Below are 16427 nucleotides of genomic sequence, written 5' to 3' on the forward strand. Positions count from 1 at the left end.
ACGGCCCCGGCGGCGCTCCGCCGGGGCCGGACTACGGTCGGAATACGGGTGGTTACTTCCTCAGGCCCCACTCGGCGACGTTGTACGGCGGACCAATGATCGTCGCGTTGTTCCGCATGCCGACGAAGCGGTCCTGCACCGCGAAGAACGTCGGCTTCTGGTACAGCGGCAGCACGTACGCGTCATCCGTCATGAGCTTGTCCGCCTGCGCGAGCATCGTCATGGCCTTGGCGTTGTCGGTCTGCCCGACGGAGTCGTTCAGCAACTGGTCGACCTGCTTGTTGGAGTAGCCGCCGTAGTTGCTCGCCTGCCCGGTGGACCAGGTGCCCTGGGCGTTGGAGGTCGGCGTCGGCCCCTGCACCCAGGCGAAGACGATGATGTCGTACTGGTGCCCGGTGAGCACCGTGCCGAGGTCGGCCGCGCCGATCGGCTTGATCGTCACCTTGATGCCCAGGCCGGACAGGGCGGACTGCAGGATCTGGCACTCGCTCTGCCGGATCGCGTTGCCCGTGGTGTAGCGGCAGTTGAACGGTCCGACGGTCTTGCCGTCCGGCGTCTTCAGCGCGGAGCCGACTCCGGTGAACTTGGCATCGGTGAGGAGCTTCTTCGCCTTCGCCAGGTCGCCCGAGCCCTGCCCGGTCGAGGTGACCACGTCCTGATAGCCGGGCTGTCCGGGCATCAGCATGTGGCTGCCGAGCTGCTTCACGTCCTTGTCGAACTGACCGACCGTCTTGTCGACCATGTCCTTGACGCTGATCGCCGTGAACATCGCCTGCCGCAACGGCTTGTACTTGCCGATCACCGGGTTGTGCAGGTTCAGGTCGAAGTGCTCCCACTGCAGACCCGAGCCGATGGTGTACGAGACGTTCGGGATGTCCTTGATCTGGTTGACCAGGTCCACCTGGGGCTGCGGATAGATGCCCTGGACCTCGTTGTTCTTCAGGGCCGTCGGCTCCTGCGTGGCGTCCGAGATCACCTTGAAGACCATGCGCTCGAGCGTCGGCTTCGTCTTCCCGTACCACTTGGTGTCGGGCACGAAGGTGGCGTGGTCGTTGTCCTTCCACTCCGTCATCTTGTACGGGCCGCCGGTGGCGTACTGGGTGGGCGGCGTCTTCATGAAGTACTGCCAGCCCTTGGTGAGTTGGGCTGCCGTCATCTTGTCGGCACTGCCGGCCGCGGCGCCCGCGGCCTTCTCCGCGACGTGCGCCGGGTAGATGCCGTAGCCGCCGCCGAAGAAGGACTTCCAGTCGGAGTACGGCTTGTCCATCACGATGGTCACGGTCTTGCCGCCGTCGGAGCCGGTGACCGACTTCATGCGGTCCCAGCCGGACGTGGACCACGGCAGACAGCCCTTGGTCTGGGTGTCGTCGCTGGCGGGCGGCGGCGGACAGTCCTTCCCGTTCATGGTGCGCCACAGGAAGATGAAGTCGTCGGCGGTGACCTGCGTGCCGTCGTTCCAGGTGGCCTTCGGGTTGATCTTGTAGACGAGCGTCTGCGGGCTGGCGCTCGTCTGCTCGGCCGAGGTCACCAGATCGGTGTTGAGCTTGAGGCTGAAGTCCGGCTGTGGCACGAAGACTTGAGGCAGCACGGCCGTCATGGCCTCGCTGTTCTCGAAGGTGTTGCCGTTCGAGTCCTCGATGTTCCAGGCCTGGATGTTCTTCTCGATGACGTAGGTGAACGTTCCTCCGGATTTGCGTTCCCCGGAGTTACAGGTGTTCGCCTTGCCTTGCGTGGCGCAGGAGCTGAGACCTTGCGAGCCGCTCTTTCCGTTCCCGTTGCCACCTGACCCGCTACTGCAGGCGGTGAGGACCAGAGCCAGACCGGCTGCGAGCGTCAGGCCCCTCGTGACGGCGGTGCTGGGCGCGCGCATGTCCCTCCCTTCAGCCGGCGTACATGTCCGGCCCCGATGAGGCGGCCGAAGCCGCAAGAGGTGAGCTGCGCACACACGTTAGAGCTGTTCCGGACCTTCGGATGCTCCCGTGCCATTCCAGAAAGATGACGTTCTGGCCTACGTTTCCTCTCGAGAATTGCCGCCGAAGGCAAAGGAATGGTCAGGTGATCAAAAAGCCTCAGCCCAACGGAACTCCGGCCTCCAGGTAGTGGGCGGCTCCGCGTTCGCGAGCGCGAAGGGCCCAGCGCAACCGCTCGTAGCGCACCGGCGGCAGCAGCGCGGCGGCCTCACGCTCGCCGACGAACCTCCACTGCCTCAACTCGGGCCCGGGCAGAAGCACTTGGGCCGCCTGCCCGTCGGTGAGCCGTCCGCCGTCGAAGAGCAGCCGCAGACCGCCGTATCCCGGCGGCACCGGAGGCTCCCAGTCGACCACCAACAGCCTTGGTACGTCGGCGAGTTGAAGCCCTATCTCCTCCTCCACCTCCCGCATGCCGGCCCGCGCGGGAGCCTCGCCCGGCTCGACGACTCCGCCGGGAAACTCCCAGCCCGGCTTGTAGGTGGGGTCGACGAGCAGCACCCGCCCCTGCCCGTCGAAGAGCAGTACGCCCGCGGCGACCGTCTCGGCCGTCGGCTGCGGCGTCTGCACGATGTCGCACGGGGGTGCGTCGCCGGTGCGTACGGCGGCGGCGATGCGAACGGCGGTCTCGTGCGGGGTCAGTGCGCCGCTGTCGACGAGATAGGCGTCGGCGGCGAGCCAGCCGGCCAGGGCGGCACGGTAGGGCTCGATGTCGGCCGGGGGTTCGCCACCGGGGTCACGCCCGCGCAGGATCGTTTCCCCTGGGGTGAGGAGCACATGGCACACGGGAATGCGCCGGGCGGCGAGCGCGCCGAAGATCTCGTCCCGGTACTCCTGGTGCAACAGCGCCAGCGGCACGACGAGGACGCCGTCCAGTTCGGCGTGGAGGGCCGCGGCGGTGTCGACCAGGAGCCGGCGCCAGATCGGCAGGTCCTGGTGGTCGCTCACCTCGGCGAGCCGCTTGGGCGGCAGCAGCCTCTCCAGCGCGTCGTCGATCACCTCGGGGTCGAAGAGCGTGCAGTTCGGGAGCAGATCGATCAACTCCCGTGCGGCGCTGGTCTTCCCCGAACGGGACGCGCCGTTGACCCAGACGATCACGGTTCCCCCTCTTCCGTCGGCCTTCTGAGGCTTGCCCGCAACACCCTGGCGGGGAAACCAGACCCTGATGGAAGCGCTGATCGGACGGCGCCACCCACCTCGCGCACCGCTGCCCCGGCCGCTCCCCGGCCGGATGTCATCTTGCCGTCGCGTCCGGTTCATTACTCGGAGGCGTGCTGTCGGTGCCGCCCGCTAGGCTCTTCACATGATCCCCACCGAAAGCCACGATCACCCGCGTTCTGCCGAGGAGTTGAACGAGCAGATCCGCGGCCTCATGGCACGCACCGGCGGGCGCCTGAGCGAAGCACAGCGCAGGGAGTACGAGGTGCTGGTGGTGGAGTGGGCGGCAGCGGTCCGCGGGGAGATCGTGGTGGCGGCCTAGGGCGTGTCCGGGATGGCCGGGATCAGGGCGCGGGTCCGTACTCGACGAGCGGCATGTCGCGCCTGAGCCGGCGGAATCCGACGCCGCAGCAGGGCTCGAGCCGCACTGCCGACGAGGCCTGATCCCCCGCCGTCGCGTCGCACCGGTCGACGACCTCGTCGACGAGGGGGCGAGAGGCGCGCGCCAGGGACGTCCTCACGGGGCAACTCCACGAAGCGGCACACGGGCCCCGGCACCGGGCGGTGCGGGATCCGGGCACCGCCCGTGCGCCACCGGGCACCGGGGACCCCGGAGACGGGCGCGGGAGGACCGGAAGGCCGGGGTGCCCCCGCTGCCCGACGGGGACGACCGGCCCATGACCGGCCTCCCGGTGTTCCCGGTACGCAGTCAAGCGCAGCCGTGCGGACGGCAGAAGCGTGTGCGGGGGCGCCGTGGCGGCACGGCGTTCGCACGGGGTGTGCGGAGCGCACACCCGCCTCGGCCCTAGCCGGTGAGCGCCGCCCGGATCTGGCGCGTGGTGGCCGCCGCGACGCGCGGCCTCGTGGCCGCGTACGCCGTGTAGGCCGTGAGCCCCGTCGTCAGGGCCCAGGCGCGCCCGCGCAGCCAGGTCGCGTCGTCCACGTCCAGGGCGGCGCGGAACACCGCACGGGCGCCGGGCGACAGCAGCGTGAACGCGATCATGAGGTCCACCGAGGGGTCGCCGAGACCGAAGTTCCCGAAGTCGATGACCGCGCTGAGCCGGCCGTCCACGGTCAGCAGATTGCCGGTGTGGAAGTCGCCGTGGAACCACACCGGCGGCCCCTGCGGACCCGGTCCCGTCAGGGCCGCATTCCACAGGGCCGTCATCGCGGGCGCGTCGAAGACCTCGGCGACGGCGGCGATCGCGGACCGGGTCGTCGCGTCCCGCGCCGCCAGGTCCTCGGCCGACGCGTCAGGCAAGGCGGCGTCGGACCCCGGGTCGAATCTCCTCAACGCCCGCAGGAACGCGGCCAGTTCGCGCGCCGCCCGGCCCGACTCACCGAGTCCCTCGACCGTGGCGACCTCCCCGTCCAGCCAGCGGGTGACCGCCCACGGCCAGGGGTAGCCGTACGCGGGCCCGCCGACCGCCACCGGTTCCGGCACGGCGAGCGGCAGCTGCGCGGCCAGCCGGGGCAGCCAGTACTGCTCCTTCCGTGCCTGCCCGATCGCCCCGCCGTGCCGGGGCAGCCGGACCGACAGATCGTCGCCGAGCCGGTGGATGACATGGTCGGAGCCCGCCGGCTCGAGGTGCTTCAGGGGCAGTCCGGCCCACTCGGGGAACTGGCTGTCGACGAGGCGCCGCACCAGCGCCGTGTCGATGGCGGGGCGGAGGTCGGGCCCGGGTTCTGTGCGGCGCGCTGTGGTCAAGTCGGCTGCTCCTGAAGGCGGCTGAGGACGACGCGTACGGGCGTACGTCGCATCGGACGCGCCCATCACACCCTCCCGCCTCATCCTTGTCGACCAGTTTCCTCCACTGCCGCCAACTTCCGAGCAGTGTCAAGGGCTTTGCGTTCGATTCACCCCATCAAGTGATGCCGCCCTATCAGGAATCGTTACGGCACGACGCCGTCCGTGAACTGGCGTTACCGTGACCGATCAGGCGCCCCAGCCCCCGGCGACCTCCTGATTCGTTCGCACGAAACATGTGGCGGCGCGGACGGCTCCCCCGGAGCCGGACAGGTGCTCGACCCTGGGGGACCGATGCGACAGGGCAATCAACACAACTACGCCTCCGGCGGCTTCGAAGAACCCGACGACGTCACCGGCCTGGTGACGATCGAGGACGCGGTGCGCGCGCCGGTGGTGCGCATCTGCGGCGACTGCGCCGTCGTGGAACTCTCCGGCGAGATCGACCTCCTCGCCTTCCAGCGGATGACCCCGCTGCTCGACGCCGTGGCGGCGGGCCCGTACCGCGTCATGGCGATCGACCTGACCGCCACCACGTTCTTCGACTGCTCCGGCCTGTCGCTCGTGGTCCGCGCCCACCGCAGGGCGACCGGCCATGACGGCCGCGTCGTCGTGGTCACCCGGCACCGGCTCACCCTGCGCATCATCGAACTCGCGGGCCTGACCGATGCGTTGAGCCCAGTGGGGACAGTGGCGGAGGCGCTGCGCTGACGCGGGGCGGGCCCGACCCGGTTCCACTCACCCCTTTCCGGATCCCAGCGTCAGCCCCGCGATGAAGTGCCGCTGCAGCAGCAGGAACACCAGGATCGTCGGCAGCGCCACCAGGACCGAGCCCGCCGCCAGAAGGTTGTAGTCGGTGAAGAACTGACCTCTGAGGTTGTTGAGGGACGAGGTGATCGGGAGCTTGTCCGGGTTGGAGATGAAGATGAGGGCCCAGAGGAAGTCGTTGTAGATCCAGGTGAACTCGAGCGTGCCGAGGGCCGCGAGGGCGGGGCGGCACAGGGGCAGCGTGATGCGCCAGAACTGGGTCCACACGCCCGCCCCGTCGACGATCGCCGCCTCCAGGATCTCCTGCGGCAGCGTCCGCATGAAGTTCGCCAGCACGAAGACACAGAAGCCCAGTTGGAATCCGATGTTCACGATGATGACGGCCCAGTACGAGTCGTAGAGCATCAACGAGTCCGACATCCACCAGGGCAGCGGGATCTTCAGGAAGAGCGCGTACAGCGGGGTGACGATGACCTGTTGGGGCAGCAGGTTTCCGGCCGTGAAGAACATCAGCAGGGCCAGATTGCCGCGGATCTTGAGGCGGGAGACGGCGAACGCCACGAACGCGGCGAGGAAGAGGGTGACCAGGACCGCGGGCACCGCGATGATCAGGGTGTTGGTGAAGTACTTCCCCATCCCCGAATCGCTGTAGGCCTCCCGGTAGTAGTCGAAGGACACGTGCTTGGGCCAGGAGAAGTAGCCGTGCGCCGCCGTGTCCTCGTACGGCCGCAGCGAGGCGTACACCGCGAACAACAGCGGCGCGAGGAAAGCGAGCGAGACGGCCATCAGGAAGAGGTGGACGCCGAACCGGCCGCGCCGGGAGGGGCGTTGGGACTTCGGGGGCGCGGCGGCCGCGGCGCGGCGGCGGGCGGTCGGCTGCGTGGCGCGGATGTCTGCGGTCATCGGTCGCGCGCACCTCGCAGTTCTTGGACCAGGAACGTCACGATGAACCCCAGGGAGACGACGAGCAGCACGACGGCGATCGCGGAGCCGAAGCCGATGCGGCTGGCCTCGCCGATGATGTTGTCGGTGATGAGGACGGAGAGCAGTTCCAGGCCGTTGCGGCCCTTGTTGACCGCGTAGACGATGTCGAAGGCGCGCAGGGACTCGATGACGGTGATGACGCCGACGATGACGTTGACCGGGCGCAGGGTCGGGAAGACGACGCGGAAGAAGGTCTGGCGGGCGTTCGCGCCGTCGATGGCCGCCGCCTCTTTCAGAGTCGGGTCGACCGACTTCAGCCCCGCGAGGTAGAGGATCATCACGTAGCCGGTGTGTCGCCAGCTCGCCGCCAGCATCATCATCCAGATGTTCAGGTCCGCGTTGCCGAGCCAGTCGATCGGGTCGTCGTGGTTGTTCAGGACCGTGTTGACCACGCCCTGGTCGGTGCCGAGGAGCAGCTGCGCCATGAAGCCGACGACCGCGAGGGAGAGGACGACCGGCATGTAGAGCGTCGACTGGTAGAACCGGCTGAAGCGGACGCCCCGGTCGATGATCACGGCGAGCAGCAGTCCGAACGGTGTGGCGACGAGGCCGAGGAAGCCCAGCCACATGAGGTTGTGGCGCACGGCCGGCCAGAACGGCGGGTAGTTGGTGGCGAGGTTCTCGTAGTTGCGGGCGCCGATCCAGTGGATGTCGCCGATGCCGTCCCAGTCGGTGAACGACAGGCCGATCGAGGCGAGCGTGGGGCCCCAGATGATGACGATGTCCAGGAGGACGGGCAGTCCCAGGAGCACGCCGAGGACGACGACGTCGCGGCGCGTGAAGCGCCGCGGTCCCCGCCGTCCGCGCCGCTTCGGGTGTCGTACGGCGGTGTCGGACGACGCCACGGTCACTTCACCGCCGTCGCGAAGATCTCCTTCTTCTGCCGCTCGATGCTGTTGCAGAGCCCGTCGACGTCCTTCGGCTCCTTGATGAAGGCCTGCAGCGCCTGGATCATCACGGTCTGCGCGAAGTCGGGCCGGGTGTCGCGGTCGAGGAACTGCGATATCTGCTTGGCGCCGGAGACGAGCTCGGCGGACTTCTTCTGCAGGGGCGTGTACTTGGCGGTGTCGGCGGAGTCGTTGACGGCCACGTTGTTCGGGTCGCCCGCGAGGTAGACGTCCTCGGCCTTGGCGGTGCCGAGCCACTTCAACAGGCCCTTGGCGGCGTCGAGATGGCGGACCTTCTTCGGGACGAGGTAGCCGTCGATCGGCGCCTCGACCGCGTCCTGGCCGTGGGCCGGATCGATCTCGGGGAAGGCGAAGAAGTCGATGTCGTCGCGCTCGTTCTCGGGGAACTGGGTGCCCGGGTGCGGCATGCCGAAGACGGCCATGCCGGTCTTGCGCTGCTGCAGGCCCTGTCCGGCCTCCTCCCAGGTCCGGCCGAGGGCGCCCTTTTGGTAGTACGGCATGAGTTCGCGCCACAGGTCGAAGACCTTCTTGACCTTGGTGTCGGTCCAGGCTTCCTCGCCCGCCATCAGGGACTTGTGGAAGTCGTATCCGTTCATGCGCATGTTGATGTAGTCGAAGGTGCCCATGGCGGGCCAGCCGTCCTTGTCGCAGAACGCGACCGGGATGCCGTCCTTGTTCATCTGCTTGGCGAGGGCGATGAACTCGTCCCAGGTCTTGGCCTGTTGGTACCCCTGCTTCTGGAACAGGCTTTTGCGGTGGAAAACGGCCCACGGGTAGTAGTAGTACGGCACGAAGTACTGCTTGCCCGCGTGCGTCGACTGCTCCTTGAGCGCGTCGGAGAAGCCGGAGAAGCCCTTCCAGACGTCGCTGATGTCGGTCAGCAGGCCCTTCTCCGCGAAGTACTGCATGCGGTACCCGGCGAACCACATGAACACGTCGTCCGGCGTCGCCTGAAGGTAACGCGAGATGTTCTGTTGGAACTCGTTGTGTTCCGTGGTGTTGACCTTGACGGTCTTGCCGGATTCCTTCTCGTACGCCTTGAAGGCCGCGGCGAACGCCTTCTTCGGCACCTCGTCCGAGGCGTTGGAACCGAGCGTGACCTGATTGCTCTTGCCGCCGGGTCCGTCACCGCACGCGGAGAGCAGCAGGGGCAGGGAGACGGCGCCGGCACCGAGCGCCGCACCTCGCAACACGTTCCGACGGGACATCGGATGTCCTGCCGGCTGTCCTGTCGGTCGGTCTGGCACGGCGGAACCACTGGACCCTGTGAACACGGACTGCGTCATGTCCCCCTCCTCGGGATGCAACTCAACACAACCGAACGCGAGGCTTGGATCTCACTCTCAACTCCCAGGGCCGTCAAGGGTTCTGACGAAATATCGAACAACCGTTACCGCTTCTTCCTCCACCCCTTCCAACAGACTCCAACACGCTCTACCGTAAACGCGCGCCAGTGACACGTACATGTAATGATCCAACCTTTCCGGGAGTACGGAGGAACGTATCCATGCGTCGTCTTCCCACCCGCAGCACCGGTGGCGTCCGGCGAAGAATCGTCGGAGCGCTGGCCGTGACCGTGCTCGGCCTCGGCGGGCTCGCGGCGGTACCCGCATCCGCCGCCGCGCCCACCGCGGCCGTCGCGTCCACCCGTCCCACGTCTGCGGCCTCGCCCGCGCTCGACGACGGGCTCGCCCTCACGCCGCCCATGGGCTTCAACAACTGGAACTCCACACACTGCCGCGCAGATTTCAACGAGTCGATGGTGAAGGGCATCGCCGACCTGTTCGTCGCGAAGGGCCTCAAGGACGCCGGGTACCAGTACGTGAACCTGGACGACTGCTGGGCTCTGCCGACGCGGGACGCGAACGGCAAGTTGGTCCCCGACCCGGTCCGATTCCCCAACGGCATCAAGGGAGTTGCGGACTACGTCCACTCCAAGGGGCTCAAGCTCGGCATCTACACGAGCGCCGGGACCAAGACCTGCGACAGCGCCGGGTTCCCGGGCGGACTCGGCCACGAGTACAGCGACGCGCAGCAGTTCGCCGACTGGGGCGTCGACTACCTCAAGTACGACAACTGCAACAACCAGGGCGTCGACGCCGTCCAGCGCTACACGACGATGCGCGACGCGCTGCGCGCCACCGGACGGCCCATCGTCTACAGCATCTGCGAATGGGGCCAGAACAAGCCGTGGGAGTGGGCCGCGGGCATCGGACAGCTGTGGCGCACCACCGGTGACATCAGTGACAGTTGGGGCTCGATGCTCTCGCTGATGAAGAAGAACCTGCCGCTCGCGCCGTACGCGGGTCCTGGCCACTGGAACGACCCGGACATGCTGGAGGTCGGCAACGGCGGCATGACGGACGCCGAGTACCGCACCCACTTCTCCATGTGGTCGGTCATGGCGTCGCCGCTGCTCATCGGCACCGATCTGCGCAAGGCCTCGCAGGAGACGTACGACATCCTGTCCAACCGTGACGTGATCGCCGTCGACCAGGACCCGCTGGGCAAGCAGGGCTCCGTCGTCTCCTCCGCGGGCGGCCGCTGGGTCGTGTCGAAGGAGATGAAGGACGGCAGCCGCGCCGTCGCCCTGTTCAACGAGTCGGGCTCGGCGCAGCGCATCGCGACCACGGCGAAGGCGGTCGGTCTGCCGTCCGCCGACGCGTACGTCGCGCGCGACCTGTGGCAGCACAAGAACTACAACACCGCGGGCACGCTCGCGGCGACCGTCCCCGCGCACGGCACGTTGCTGCTGCGGGTGGCCGCCGATCCGAAGTGGGCGGCGTATCCCCCGGCGGCCGAAGTGGGCCTGGACGGCGGCGCGTTCGTCGAGCCGGGCGTCTCCACGAAGGTTCCGGGTACGTTCACGAACCTGGGCCGCAACGCGGCGCTCGACGTCTCCGTGTCCCTGAGCGGACCGGAGGGCAAGGGCTGGATCGTGCAGCCGACGGGGCCGACCCGCGCATCCGTCGTGCCGGGCGGCACGTCGCTGCACACCACGTGGACGGTGAGCGCCCCCGCGGGCACGGCGACCGGCAGTTACGATCTCGCGCTGCGCGCCACGTACCGCTCGCCGCAGGGCACGAAGGTGACCAGTACGGTCCCGGTGACGGCGTCCGTCGCGACGGCGCCACCGAGCGGCACGTCGTCCCTCGGCGATCTGCCGTGGCTGTCAACGGCCAATGGATACGGGCCCGTTGAACGCAACACGAGCAACGGCGAGGACGCCGCGGGCGACGGACACCCGATCACCATCGGCGCAGTCGTGTACGCCAAGGGGCTCGGGGTGCACGCGCCGAGCTCCGTCGACTATTACGCGGCCCGCTCGTGCGAACGCGTCACGGCACAGGTCGGCGTCGACGACGAGAAGGGGACCAAGGGCACGGTGGCGTTCGAGGTGTGGGCCGACGACCGCCTGGTCGCCTCGACCGGCACCCTGACCAACTCCGATGCGGCGAAGGCGGTTTCGGCCGATGTGACGGGCGCCCAGATCGTCCGGCTCGTCGTCACGGACGGCGGTGACGGGGTCGACTCCGACCACGCGGACTGGGCCGACGCCCAGCTGACCTGCTGAACCGGCCACATGCGTGAGGGGCGGGCGGGCACCCCCCGTCCGCCCCTCACGCACGATCCGACTGTCAACTCGCCCTGAGATAACCCGAGTTCGCCGCCTGCCCGAGGAACGTGAACCGCGTGTCCCCGGTCATGTGCTTCTCGAACGCATCCTTGATCCCGGGCCACTTGGGGTGTCCGAAGTCGTCCAGGACGACGATGCCGCCGGGCGCCACGATCTGCTCGGCCCACTCCAGGTCCGCAGCGACCCCGGCCGCCGAGTGGTCCCCGTCGACGATGATCACGCCGTACGCCCGGTCGGCGAGCAGGGCGCGGACCTCCGGGTCCTCGGAGTAGCCCTGCTGGATCCGCGTCGCGGCACCGGCCACGCCCGCGAGCGCCAGGTTGGTGCGCACCGCCGCGTCCCGCACCGGGGTGCCCGTCGGGTCGTCGCCCGCGGAGGTGCCCGGCTGCAGCTGCCGCCCCGCCAGGGGGTCGACGATGGTGAGGTGCGGGTCGCGTCCCGCGCGCTCCATCATCCGGATCAGGGCCGCGCCGAACATCCCGTACAGGGTGCCGATCTCGAGGATCTCGTCGTTCGGCGGGTCGAGCAGCGGCACCGCGGAGAGCTTGCCGCAGATGTTCATGGTGCCGCCCGCGATGCGCCCGACGCCGAGCGCCTCCAGGGCCATCAGCAGCCGGAAGGCCTGGGCGACGTTGCGCTCGGCCCCGTCGCGGTCCCCGGTCACCCGCTCCAACTCGTCGACGAGGCGGGTGAGATGGACCTGGGCCGGCAGGCGCGAGGTGCCGCGGCCGGTGGAGTCGAGGAGCAGTTCCAGGGGTCGCTGCCGGTCGCCGAGAGCTGCCACCCGGTCGTGCAGGCCGGCTCCCTGACCGCCCAGGGTCCGGCGGACCGCGCGCTCGATGCGCTGGTCGATGAGATCGGCGACGGGGCGCAGGGCGCGCCGGGCTGCCTTGGAGGTGAGTAGCGCTCGCATAGGTCGGTGACCCTCACATGGAAAGGACGGCATGACTGCGTACACATGCATGGGGGCGGGGTGACGAGCGCGAAGTGGGGAGCGCCGTGCCTGGGACAGTAGGGGCAGGACTGTCCACAGTTCAAGCACGGCGGAGGAACCCGTTCCCCCCGGGGAACGACGGCCGCCGGGGGGCCGAATACCAGGTGAACGGGCAGGCTCTCGAGCCTTTTTGACGGACCGTCACACGGACGGTTCGGCGACGGGCCGTCACACGGCCTGGCGGTGCACCCCGTTCAGGGTGGCGGCGGACCGCAGCGCGGCGGCCGCCGCACCCACGAGGCCCGCGTCCGTGCCCGTCGACGCCGGTGCCACGGTGAGGCGCTGCACGAACGAGAGCGTCGCGTAGTCGCGCAGCGCGCGGCGCAACGGGGCGAACAGGACGTCGCCGGACTTCGCCACTCCCCCGCCGATCACCGCGATGTCGATCTCGACGAGCGTCGCCGTCGCCGCGATGCCGGCCGCGAGGGCCTGGGCCGCCCGCTCGAAGGAGGCGACGGCCACCTTGTCACCGGCCTGCGCGGCGCGGGCCACGGCGGCGGCCGAGGTGTCCCCGTCCGATGCGGGGAGCCAGCCCTCGGCGAGCGCGCGGCGGGCGATGTTCGGACCGCTGGCGATGCGCTCGACGCAGCCGCGCGCACCGCAGGGGCAGGGGTCGCCGTCGAGGTCGACGCTGATGTGTCCGATGTGGCCCGCGTTGCCCGTGGGGCCGGGGTGGAGCTGTCCGCCGAGGATCAGACCGCCGCCGACGCCGGTGGAGACGACCATGCACAGCGCGTTGTCGTGGCCGCGGGCCGCGCCCTGCCAGTGTTCGGCCGCGGTCATCGCCACGCCGTCGCCGACGAGTTCGACCGGCAGGCCGCCGACGGCGTCCCGCACCTGGGCGACCAGGGGGTAGTCGCGCCAGCCCGGCACGTTGACCGGGCTGACCGTGCCCGCCGAGCGGTCCACCGGACCCGCGCTGCCGATCCCCACGGCCCGGGCCCGCGACCACAGTTCGTGCGCCGTCAGCTCGGCGAGCACCGCCCGCACCGCGCCCATCACCGTCTCGCCGTCCTCCTGCGCGGGGGTCGGCCGCTGGGCCCGCGCGAGAATGCGGCCCTGGTCGTCCACGAGGGCGCCGGCGATCTTGGTGCCGCCGATGTCGAGCGCGGCGACGAGGTCCATGTGCATCAGTGTCAGATCCCCTGGAGAAAAGGCAGGTCGGAGAAGGAAACTCTAAGAAGTGGTCGAAGTGGTGGACAGTCTCCCCCGCACCTGACAACGTTGTCCAGGCCCTATGCTCGACGCCACATGCCCGTACAGGATGATGAACCCTGACGAACGGGCCCGTCACCTCCCCCGGTGACCGGCTTCCCGGCAGCGACGACAGGACAGGACAGCGCATAGTGGACCGCACCGCCCGCCGCACCGAGAACCGCTACGGCAACCGCCCGACGATGAAGGACGTCGCGGCGCGCGCCGGGGTGGGCCTGAAGACGGTCTCCCGGGTCGTCAACGGCGAGCCGGGCGTCACGCCTGACACCGAGCGCCGCGTCCAGGAGGCGATCGCCGCCCTGGGCTTCAGGCGCAACGACAGCGCACGGGTGCTCCGCAAGGGGCGTACGGCCAGCATCGGGCTCGTCCTGGAGGATCTGGCCGACCCGTTCTACGGGCCGCTCAGCCGGGCCGTGGAGGAGGTCGCGCGGGCCCACGGCGCGCTGCTGATCAACGGGTCGAGCGCCGAGGACCCGGACCGCGAGCAGGAGTTGGTGCTCGCCCTGTGCGCGCGCCGCGTGGACGGCCTGGTCGTGATTCCCGCCGGGGACGACCACCGCTATCTGGAGCCGGAGATCGCGGCCGGGGTCGCGACGGTGTTCGTGGACCGCCCGGCCGGGAAGATCGACGCGGACGTCGTCCTGTCCGACAGCTTCGGCGGCGCCCGTGACGGCGTCGCGCACCTCATCGCGGGCGGCCACCGGCGCATCGGCTTCATCGGCGACCAGCCCCGGATCCACACGGCGGCCGAGCGGCTGCGCGGCTACCGGGCGGCGATGGAGGACGCCGGGATAGCGGTCGAGGAGCGGTGGATGTCGCTGGGCGTCACCGACCCCGAGCGGGTGCGGCGCGCGGCCGAGGAGATGCTGAAGGGCCCGGAGCCGGTCACGGCCGTCTTCGCGGGCAACAACCGCGTGACGGTGACCGTGGTCCGCGTCCTGGCCGAACTCGACCGCAGCGTCGCCCTGGTGGGCTTCGACGACATCGAGCTCGGTGATCTGCTGCAGCCGGGCGTGACCGTGGTCGCGCAGGACGCGGCGCAGTTGGGGCGCACCGCGGCCGAGCGGCTCTTCCGCCAGCTCGACGGGGCGACCCTGCTGCCGGAGCGGATCGAGCTGCCGACGCGGCTGATCCGCCGCGGCTCGGGCGAACTGCCGCCCGCGGACTGAGCGTTGCCCACGGCCGACCCGGACGACGCGCCGCTGAGTCACGCGCAGGCGGTCGCGCTGGTGCGGCGTGTGCTGTCGGCCGACGGCACGGAGGAGGAGATCGACGCCTGGCTCCGCCGGCTCGACCGGTCCCTCGGCTGCCCGACCGGATACGTCAGCGACCTGGTCTTCTGGCCACCGGAGGGCGAACTGACACCCGAGGAAGTGGTCGCGCGGGCCCTGGCCCACCGGCCGTTCGCCCTCTGACCGCTTGACCACGGACGCACCACTGCCCCTCTCCGACCGTCCTCGGAGAGGGGCAGTGACGTGTGGGGGGCTATTCGCCGGTCGTGGTCAGGTCGCCGCGGCGCGGACCCGCGTAGCCCTCGAGGCCGGCCAGCGTGAGGCCGGTCAGGCGGGCCACCTCGGCGACGTCGAGCGCCCCGCAGTCCAGGCCGCGCAGCAGGTACCCGGCGAGGGCCTTGGCGGTGGCGGGCTCGTCGGCGATGTCACCGGCGGTCTGCTTGGCGTAGGCGGCGAGGCGGGCCGCGGCGGCCTCGAACCCCTCGCGGTAGAAGGCGAAGACGGCGGCGTAGCGCGTCGGGATGTGGCCCGGGTGCATGTCCCAGCCCTGGTAGTAGGCGCGGGCCAGGGCGCGGCGCGTGAGGCCGTAGTGCAGGCGCCAGGCGTCGTGCACCTTGGCCGTGGACCCGACGGGCAGGACGTTCGTGGAGCCGTCGGAGACGCGAACTCCCGTACCGGCGGCGGCGACCTGCATGACGGCCTTCGCGTAGTCGGCGGCCGGGTGGTCGCTGGCCTGGTACGCGGCGGAGACGCCGAGGCAGGCGCTGTAGTCGAAGGTGCCGTAGTGCAGGCCGGTGGCGCGCCCCTCGGCGGCGTCGATCATGCGGGCCACGGCGGCGGTGCCGTCGGCGGCGAGGATGGACTGGCTGGTCTCGATCTGGATCTCGAACCCGAGCCGCCCGGCGTCGAGCCCGTGCTGCTTCTCGAACGCCTCCAGGAGCCGCACCATGGCCGTGACCTGCTCCGGGTACGTCACCTTCGGCAGCGTCAGGACGAGTCCGTCGGGCAGCCCGCCGTGCTCCATGAGGCCGGTCAGGAAGATGTCGAGGGTGCGGATGCCGCGGTCGCGGACCGGGGCCTCCATGCACTTGGTGCGAATGCCCATGTGCGGGGCGGCCGTTCCGTTCGCGTACGCCTCGGCGATCAGGCGCGCGGCGCGGGCGGCCGTCTCGTCCTCGTCGGCGGACGACGCGGGCCGGTAGCCGTCCTCGAAGTCGACGCGCAGGTCCTCGACGGGCTCGCGCTCCAGCTTCGCCCGTACGCGGTTGTAGACGGGCTCGGCGAGCTCGTCGGCCAGGCCGAGCACCGCGGCGAACGAGGCGGCGTCCGGGGCGTGTTCGTCGAGCTGCGCGAGGGCCTGGTCGCCCCAGGAGCGGATGGTGCCCTCGTTGAACGCGTCGCCCGGCACGTAGACGGTGTGGACGGGCTGGCGGGTGCCGGGGTCGCCCGGGTAGCGGCGTTCGAGCTCCGCGTCGACCGGGGCGAGTGAGGCGCTGATGCCCTCGCTGACCGCGCCCGCGAGGCTCGTCGACACCTTCTCCTGCTGACCCATTCCTGCACCCTCCATACGCTCACTGTTTCCGCTTCACGGAATCAACAATCCGTATAGCGAAGTTAACGGGCCGGGTGACCTGCGTCAATGGTCCCCTTGCATGGTCCCGGTACGCGGACGGGGCCGCGCGGTGATGAACACCGTGCGGCCCCGTCGACAGCGGAGGGGTCTCAGCCCTTGCGGGTGTTGATCTCGTCGGTGAGCTGGGGCACGACGTCGAAGAGGTCGCCGACGACGCCGTAGTCGACCAGGTCGAAGATCGGGG

The 16427-nt window shown here is 69.8% G+C and carries 15 protein-coding genes; 5 read left to right on the forward strand and 10 right to left on the reverse strand.

All coding sequences use genetic code 11. From position 1 onward, the window contains the following. Window positions 1-52: 52 nt before the first annotated feature. Together ACIBUY_RS36990 and ACIBUY_RS36995 are read right to left on the reverse strand one after the other, a co-directional pair. Entirely contained in the window at window positions 53-1870 is a 1818-nt protein-coding gene (locus ACIBUY_RS36990) for an ABC transporter family substrate-binding protein (RefSeq protein ID WP_365578209.1), read from the reverse strand. 199 nt (window positions 1871-2069) lie between these two features. Then, a complete protein-coding gene (locus ACIBUY_RS36995; RefSeq protein WP_365578211.1) occupies window positions 2070-3065 on the reverse strand; it encodes an NUDIX domain-containing protein in 996 nt (331 codons plus the stop codon). Window positions 3066-3270: 205 nt separating this feature from the next. Here ACIBUY_RS36995 and ACIBUY_RS37000 point away from each other — a divergent pair, with 205 nt between their 5' ends. Next, window positions 3271-3447 carry a hypothetical protein gene (locus ACIBUY_RS37000; protein WP_365578213.1) on the forward strand — a complete coding sequence of 59 codons (177 nt, stop codon included), beginning with the start codon at window positions 3271-3273 and terminating at the stop codon, window positions 3445-3447. Between the two features lie 22 nt (window positions 3448-3469). Here ACIBUY_RS37000 and ACIBUY_RS37005 read toward each other — a convergent pair whose 3' ends face one another. Next, window positions 3470-3646 carry a hypothetical protein gene (locus ACIBUY_RS37005; protein ID WP_365578215.1) on the reverse strand — a complete coding sequence of 59 codons (177 nt, stop codon included), beginning with the start codon at window positions 3644-3646 and terminating at the stop codon, window positions 3470-3472. Window positions 3647-3930: 284 nt separating this feature from the next. Continuing rightward, window positions 3931-4833: an aminoglycoside phosphotransferase family protein gene (locus ACIBUY_RS37010; RefSeq protein ID WP_399154980.1), complete on the reverse strand. Its 903-nt coding sequence runs from the start codon at window positions 4831-4833 to the stop codon at window positions 3931-3933. A 333-nt stretch (window positions 4834-5166) separates the two neighbouring features. Here ACIBUY_RS37010 and ACIBUY_RS37015 point away from each other — a divergent pair, with 333 nt between their 5' ends. Further along, window positions 5167-5583, forward strand: a complete 417-nt coding sequence (locus ACIBUY_RS37015) for an STAS domain-containing protein (protein ID WP_365578219.1) — start codon at window positions 5167-5169, stop codon at window positions 5581-5583. Window positions 5584-5610: 27 nt separating this feature from the next. Here the strand turns inward: ACIBUY_RS37015 and ACIBUY_RS37020 are convergent, their stop codons facing one another. Genes ACIBUY_RS37020 through ACIBUY_RS37030 form a run of 3 tightly spaced genes read right to left on the reverse strand, consistent with a single transcriptional unit; the run spans window position 5611 to window position 8740 of the window. After that, a complete protein-coding gene (locus ACIBUY_RS37020; RefSeq protein ID WP_365578221.1) occupies window positions 5611-6543 on the reverse strand; it encodes a carbohydrate ABC transporter permease in 933 nt (310 codons plus the stop codon). Further along, window positions 6540-7469: a carbohydrate ABC transporter permease gene (locus ACIBUY_RS37025; RefSeq protein WP_399154981.1), complete on the reverse strand. Its 930-nt coding sequence runs from the start codon at window positions 7467-7469 to the stop codon at window positions 6540-6542. The genes ACIBUY_RS37020 and ACIBUY_RS37025 overlap by 4 nt, the downstream gene beginning before the upstream one ends. Before the next feature lie 2 nt (window positions 7470-7471). After that, window positions 7472-8740 carry an ABC transporter substrate-binding protein gene (locus ACIBUY_RS37030; protein WP_365578225.1) on the reverse strand — a complete coding sequence of 423 codons (1269 nt, stop codon included), beginning with the start codon at window positions 8738-8740 and terminating at the stop codon, window positions 7472-7474. A gap of 299 nt (window positions 8741-9039) precedes the next feature. On the opposite strand from ACIBUY_RS37030, the gene ACIBUY_RS37035 reads away from it, so the two are divergent. Next, on the forward strand, window positions 9040-11106 hold the full coding sequence (locus ACIBUY_RS37035; protein ID WP_399154982.1) for an NPCBM/NEW2 domain-containing protein: 2067 nt from the start codon (window positions 9040-9042) through the stop codon (window positions 11104-11106). Window positions 11107-11170: 64 nt separating this feature from the next. Here ACIBUY_RS37035 and ACIBUY_RS37040 read toward each other — a convergent pair whose 3' ends face one another. Next, window positions 11171-12082 carry a class I SAM-dependent methyltransferase gene (locus ACIBUY_RS37040; protein ID WP_399154983.1) on the reverse strand — a complete coding sequence of 304 codons (912 nt, stop codon included), beginning with the start codon at window positions 12080-12082 and terminating at the stop codon, window positions 11171-11173. A gap of 249 nt (window positions 12083-12331) precedes the next feature. Further along, window positions 12332-13294, reverse strand: coding sequence for an ROK family protein (locus tag ACIBUY_RS37045; RefSeq protein ID WP_365578231.1), 963 nt, complete (start codon window positions 13292-13294; stop codon window positions 12332-12334). A gap of 215 nt (window positions 13295-13509) precedes the next feature. Here ACIBUY_RS37045 and ACIBUY_RS37050 point away from each other — a divergent pair, with 215 nt between their 5' ends. Together ACIBUY_RS37050 and ACIBUY_RS37055 are read left to right on the forward strand one after the other, a co-directional pair. Further along, window positions 13510-14547: a LacI family DNA-binding transcriptional regulator gene (locus tag ACIBUY_RS37050; protein WP_365578233.1), complete on the forward strand. Its 1038-nt coding sequence runs from the start codon at window positions 13510-13512 to the stop codon at window positions 14545-14547. 3 nt (window positions 14548-14550) lie between these two features. Beyond that, window positions 14551-14793: an e9imm peptide gene (locus tag ACIBUY_RS37055; RefSeq protein ID WP_365578235.1), complete on the forward strand. Its 243-nt coding sequence runs from the start codon at window positions 14551-14553 to the stop codon at window positions 14791-14793. A gap of 70 nt (window positions 14794-14863) precedes the next feature. Here the strand turns inward: ACIBUY_RS37055 and ACIBUY_RS37060 are convergent, their stop codons facing one another. Beyond that, on the reverse strand, window positions 14864-16162 hold the full coding sequence (locus tag ACIBUY_RS37060) for a DUF6986 family protein (protein ID WP_399154984.1): 1299 nt from the start codon (window positions 16160-16162) through the stop codon (window positions 14864-14866). Window positions 16163-16427 lie beyond the last annotated feature (265 nt).

Source organism: Streptomyces sp. NPDC050085 (genome assembly GCF_044460595.1).
GTDB lineage: Bacteria > Actinomycetota > Actinomycetes > Streptomycetales > Streptomycetaceae > Streptomyces.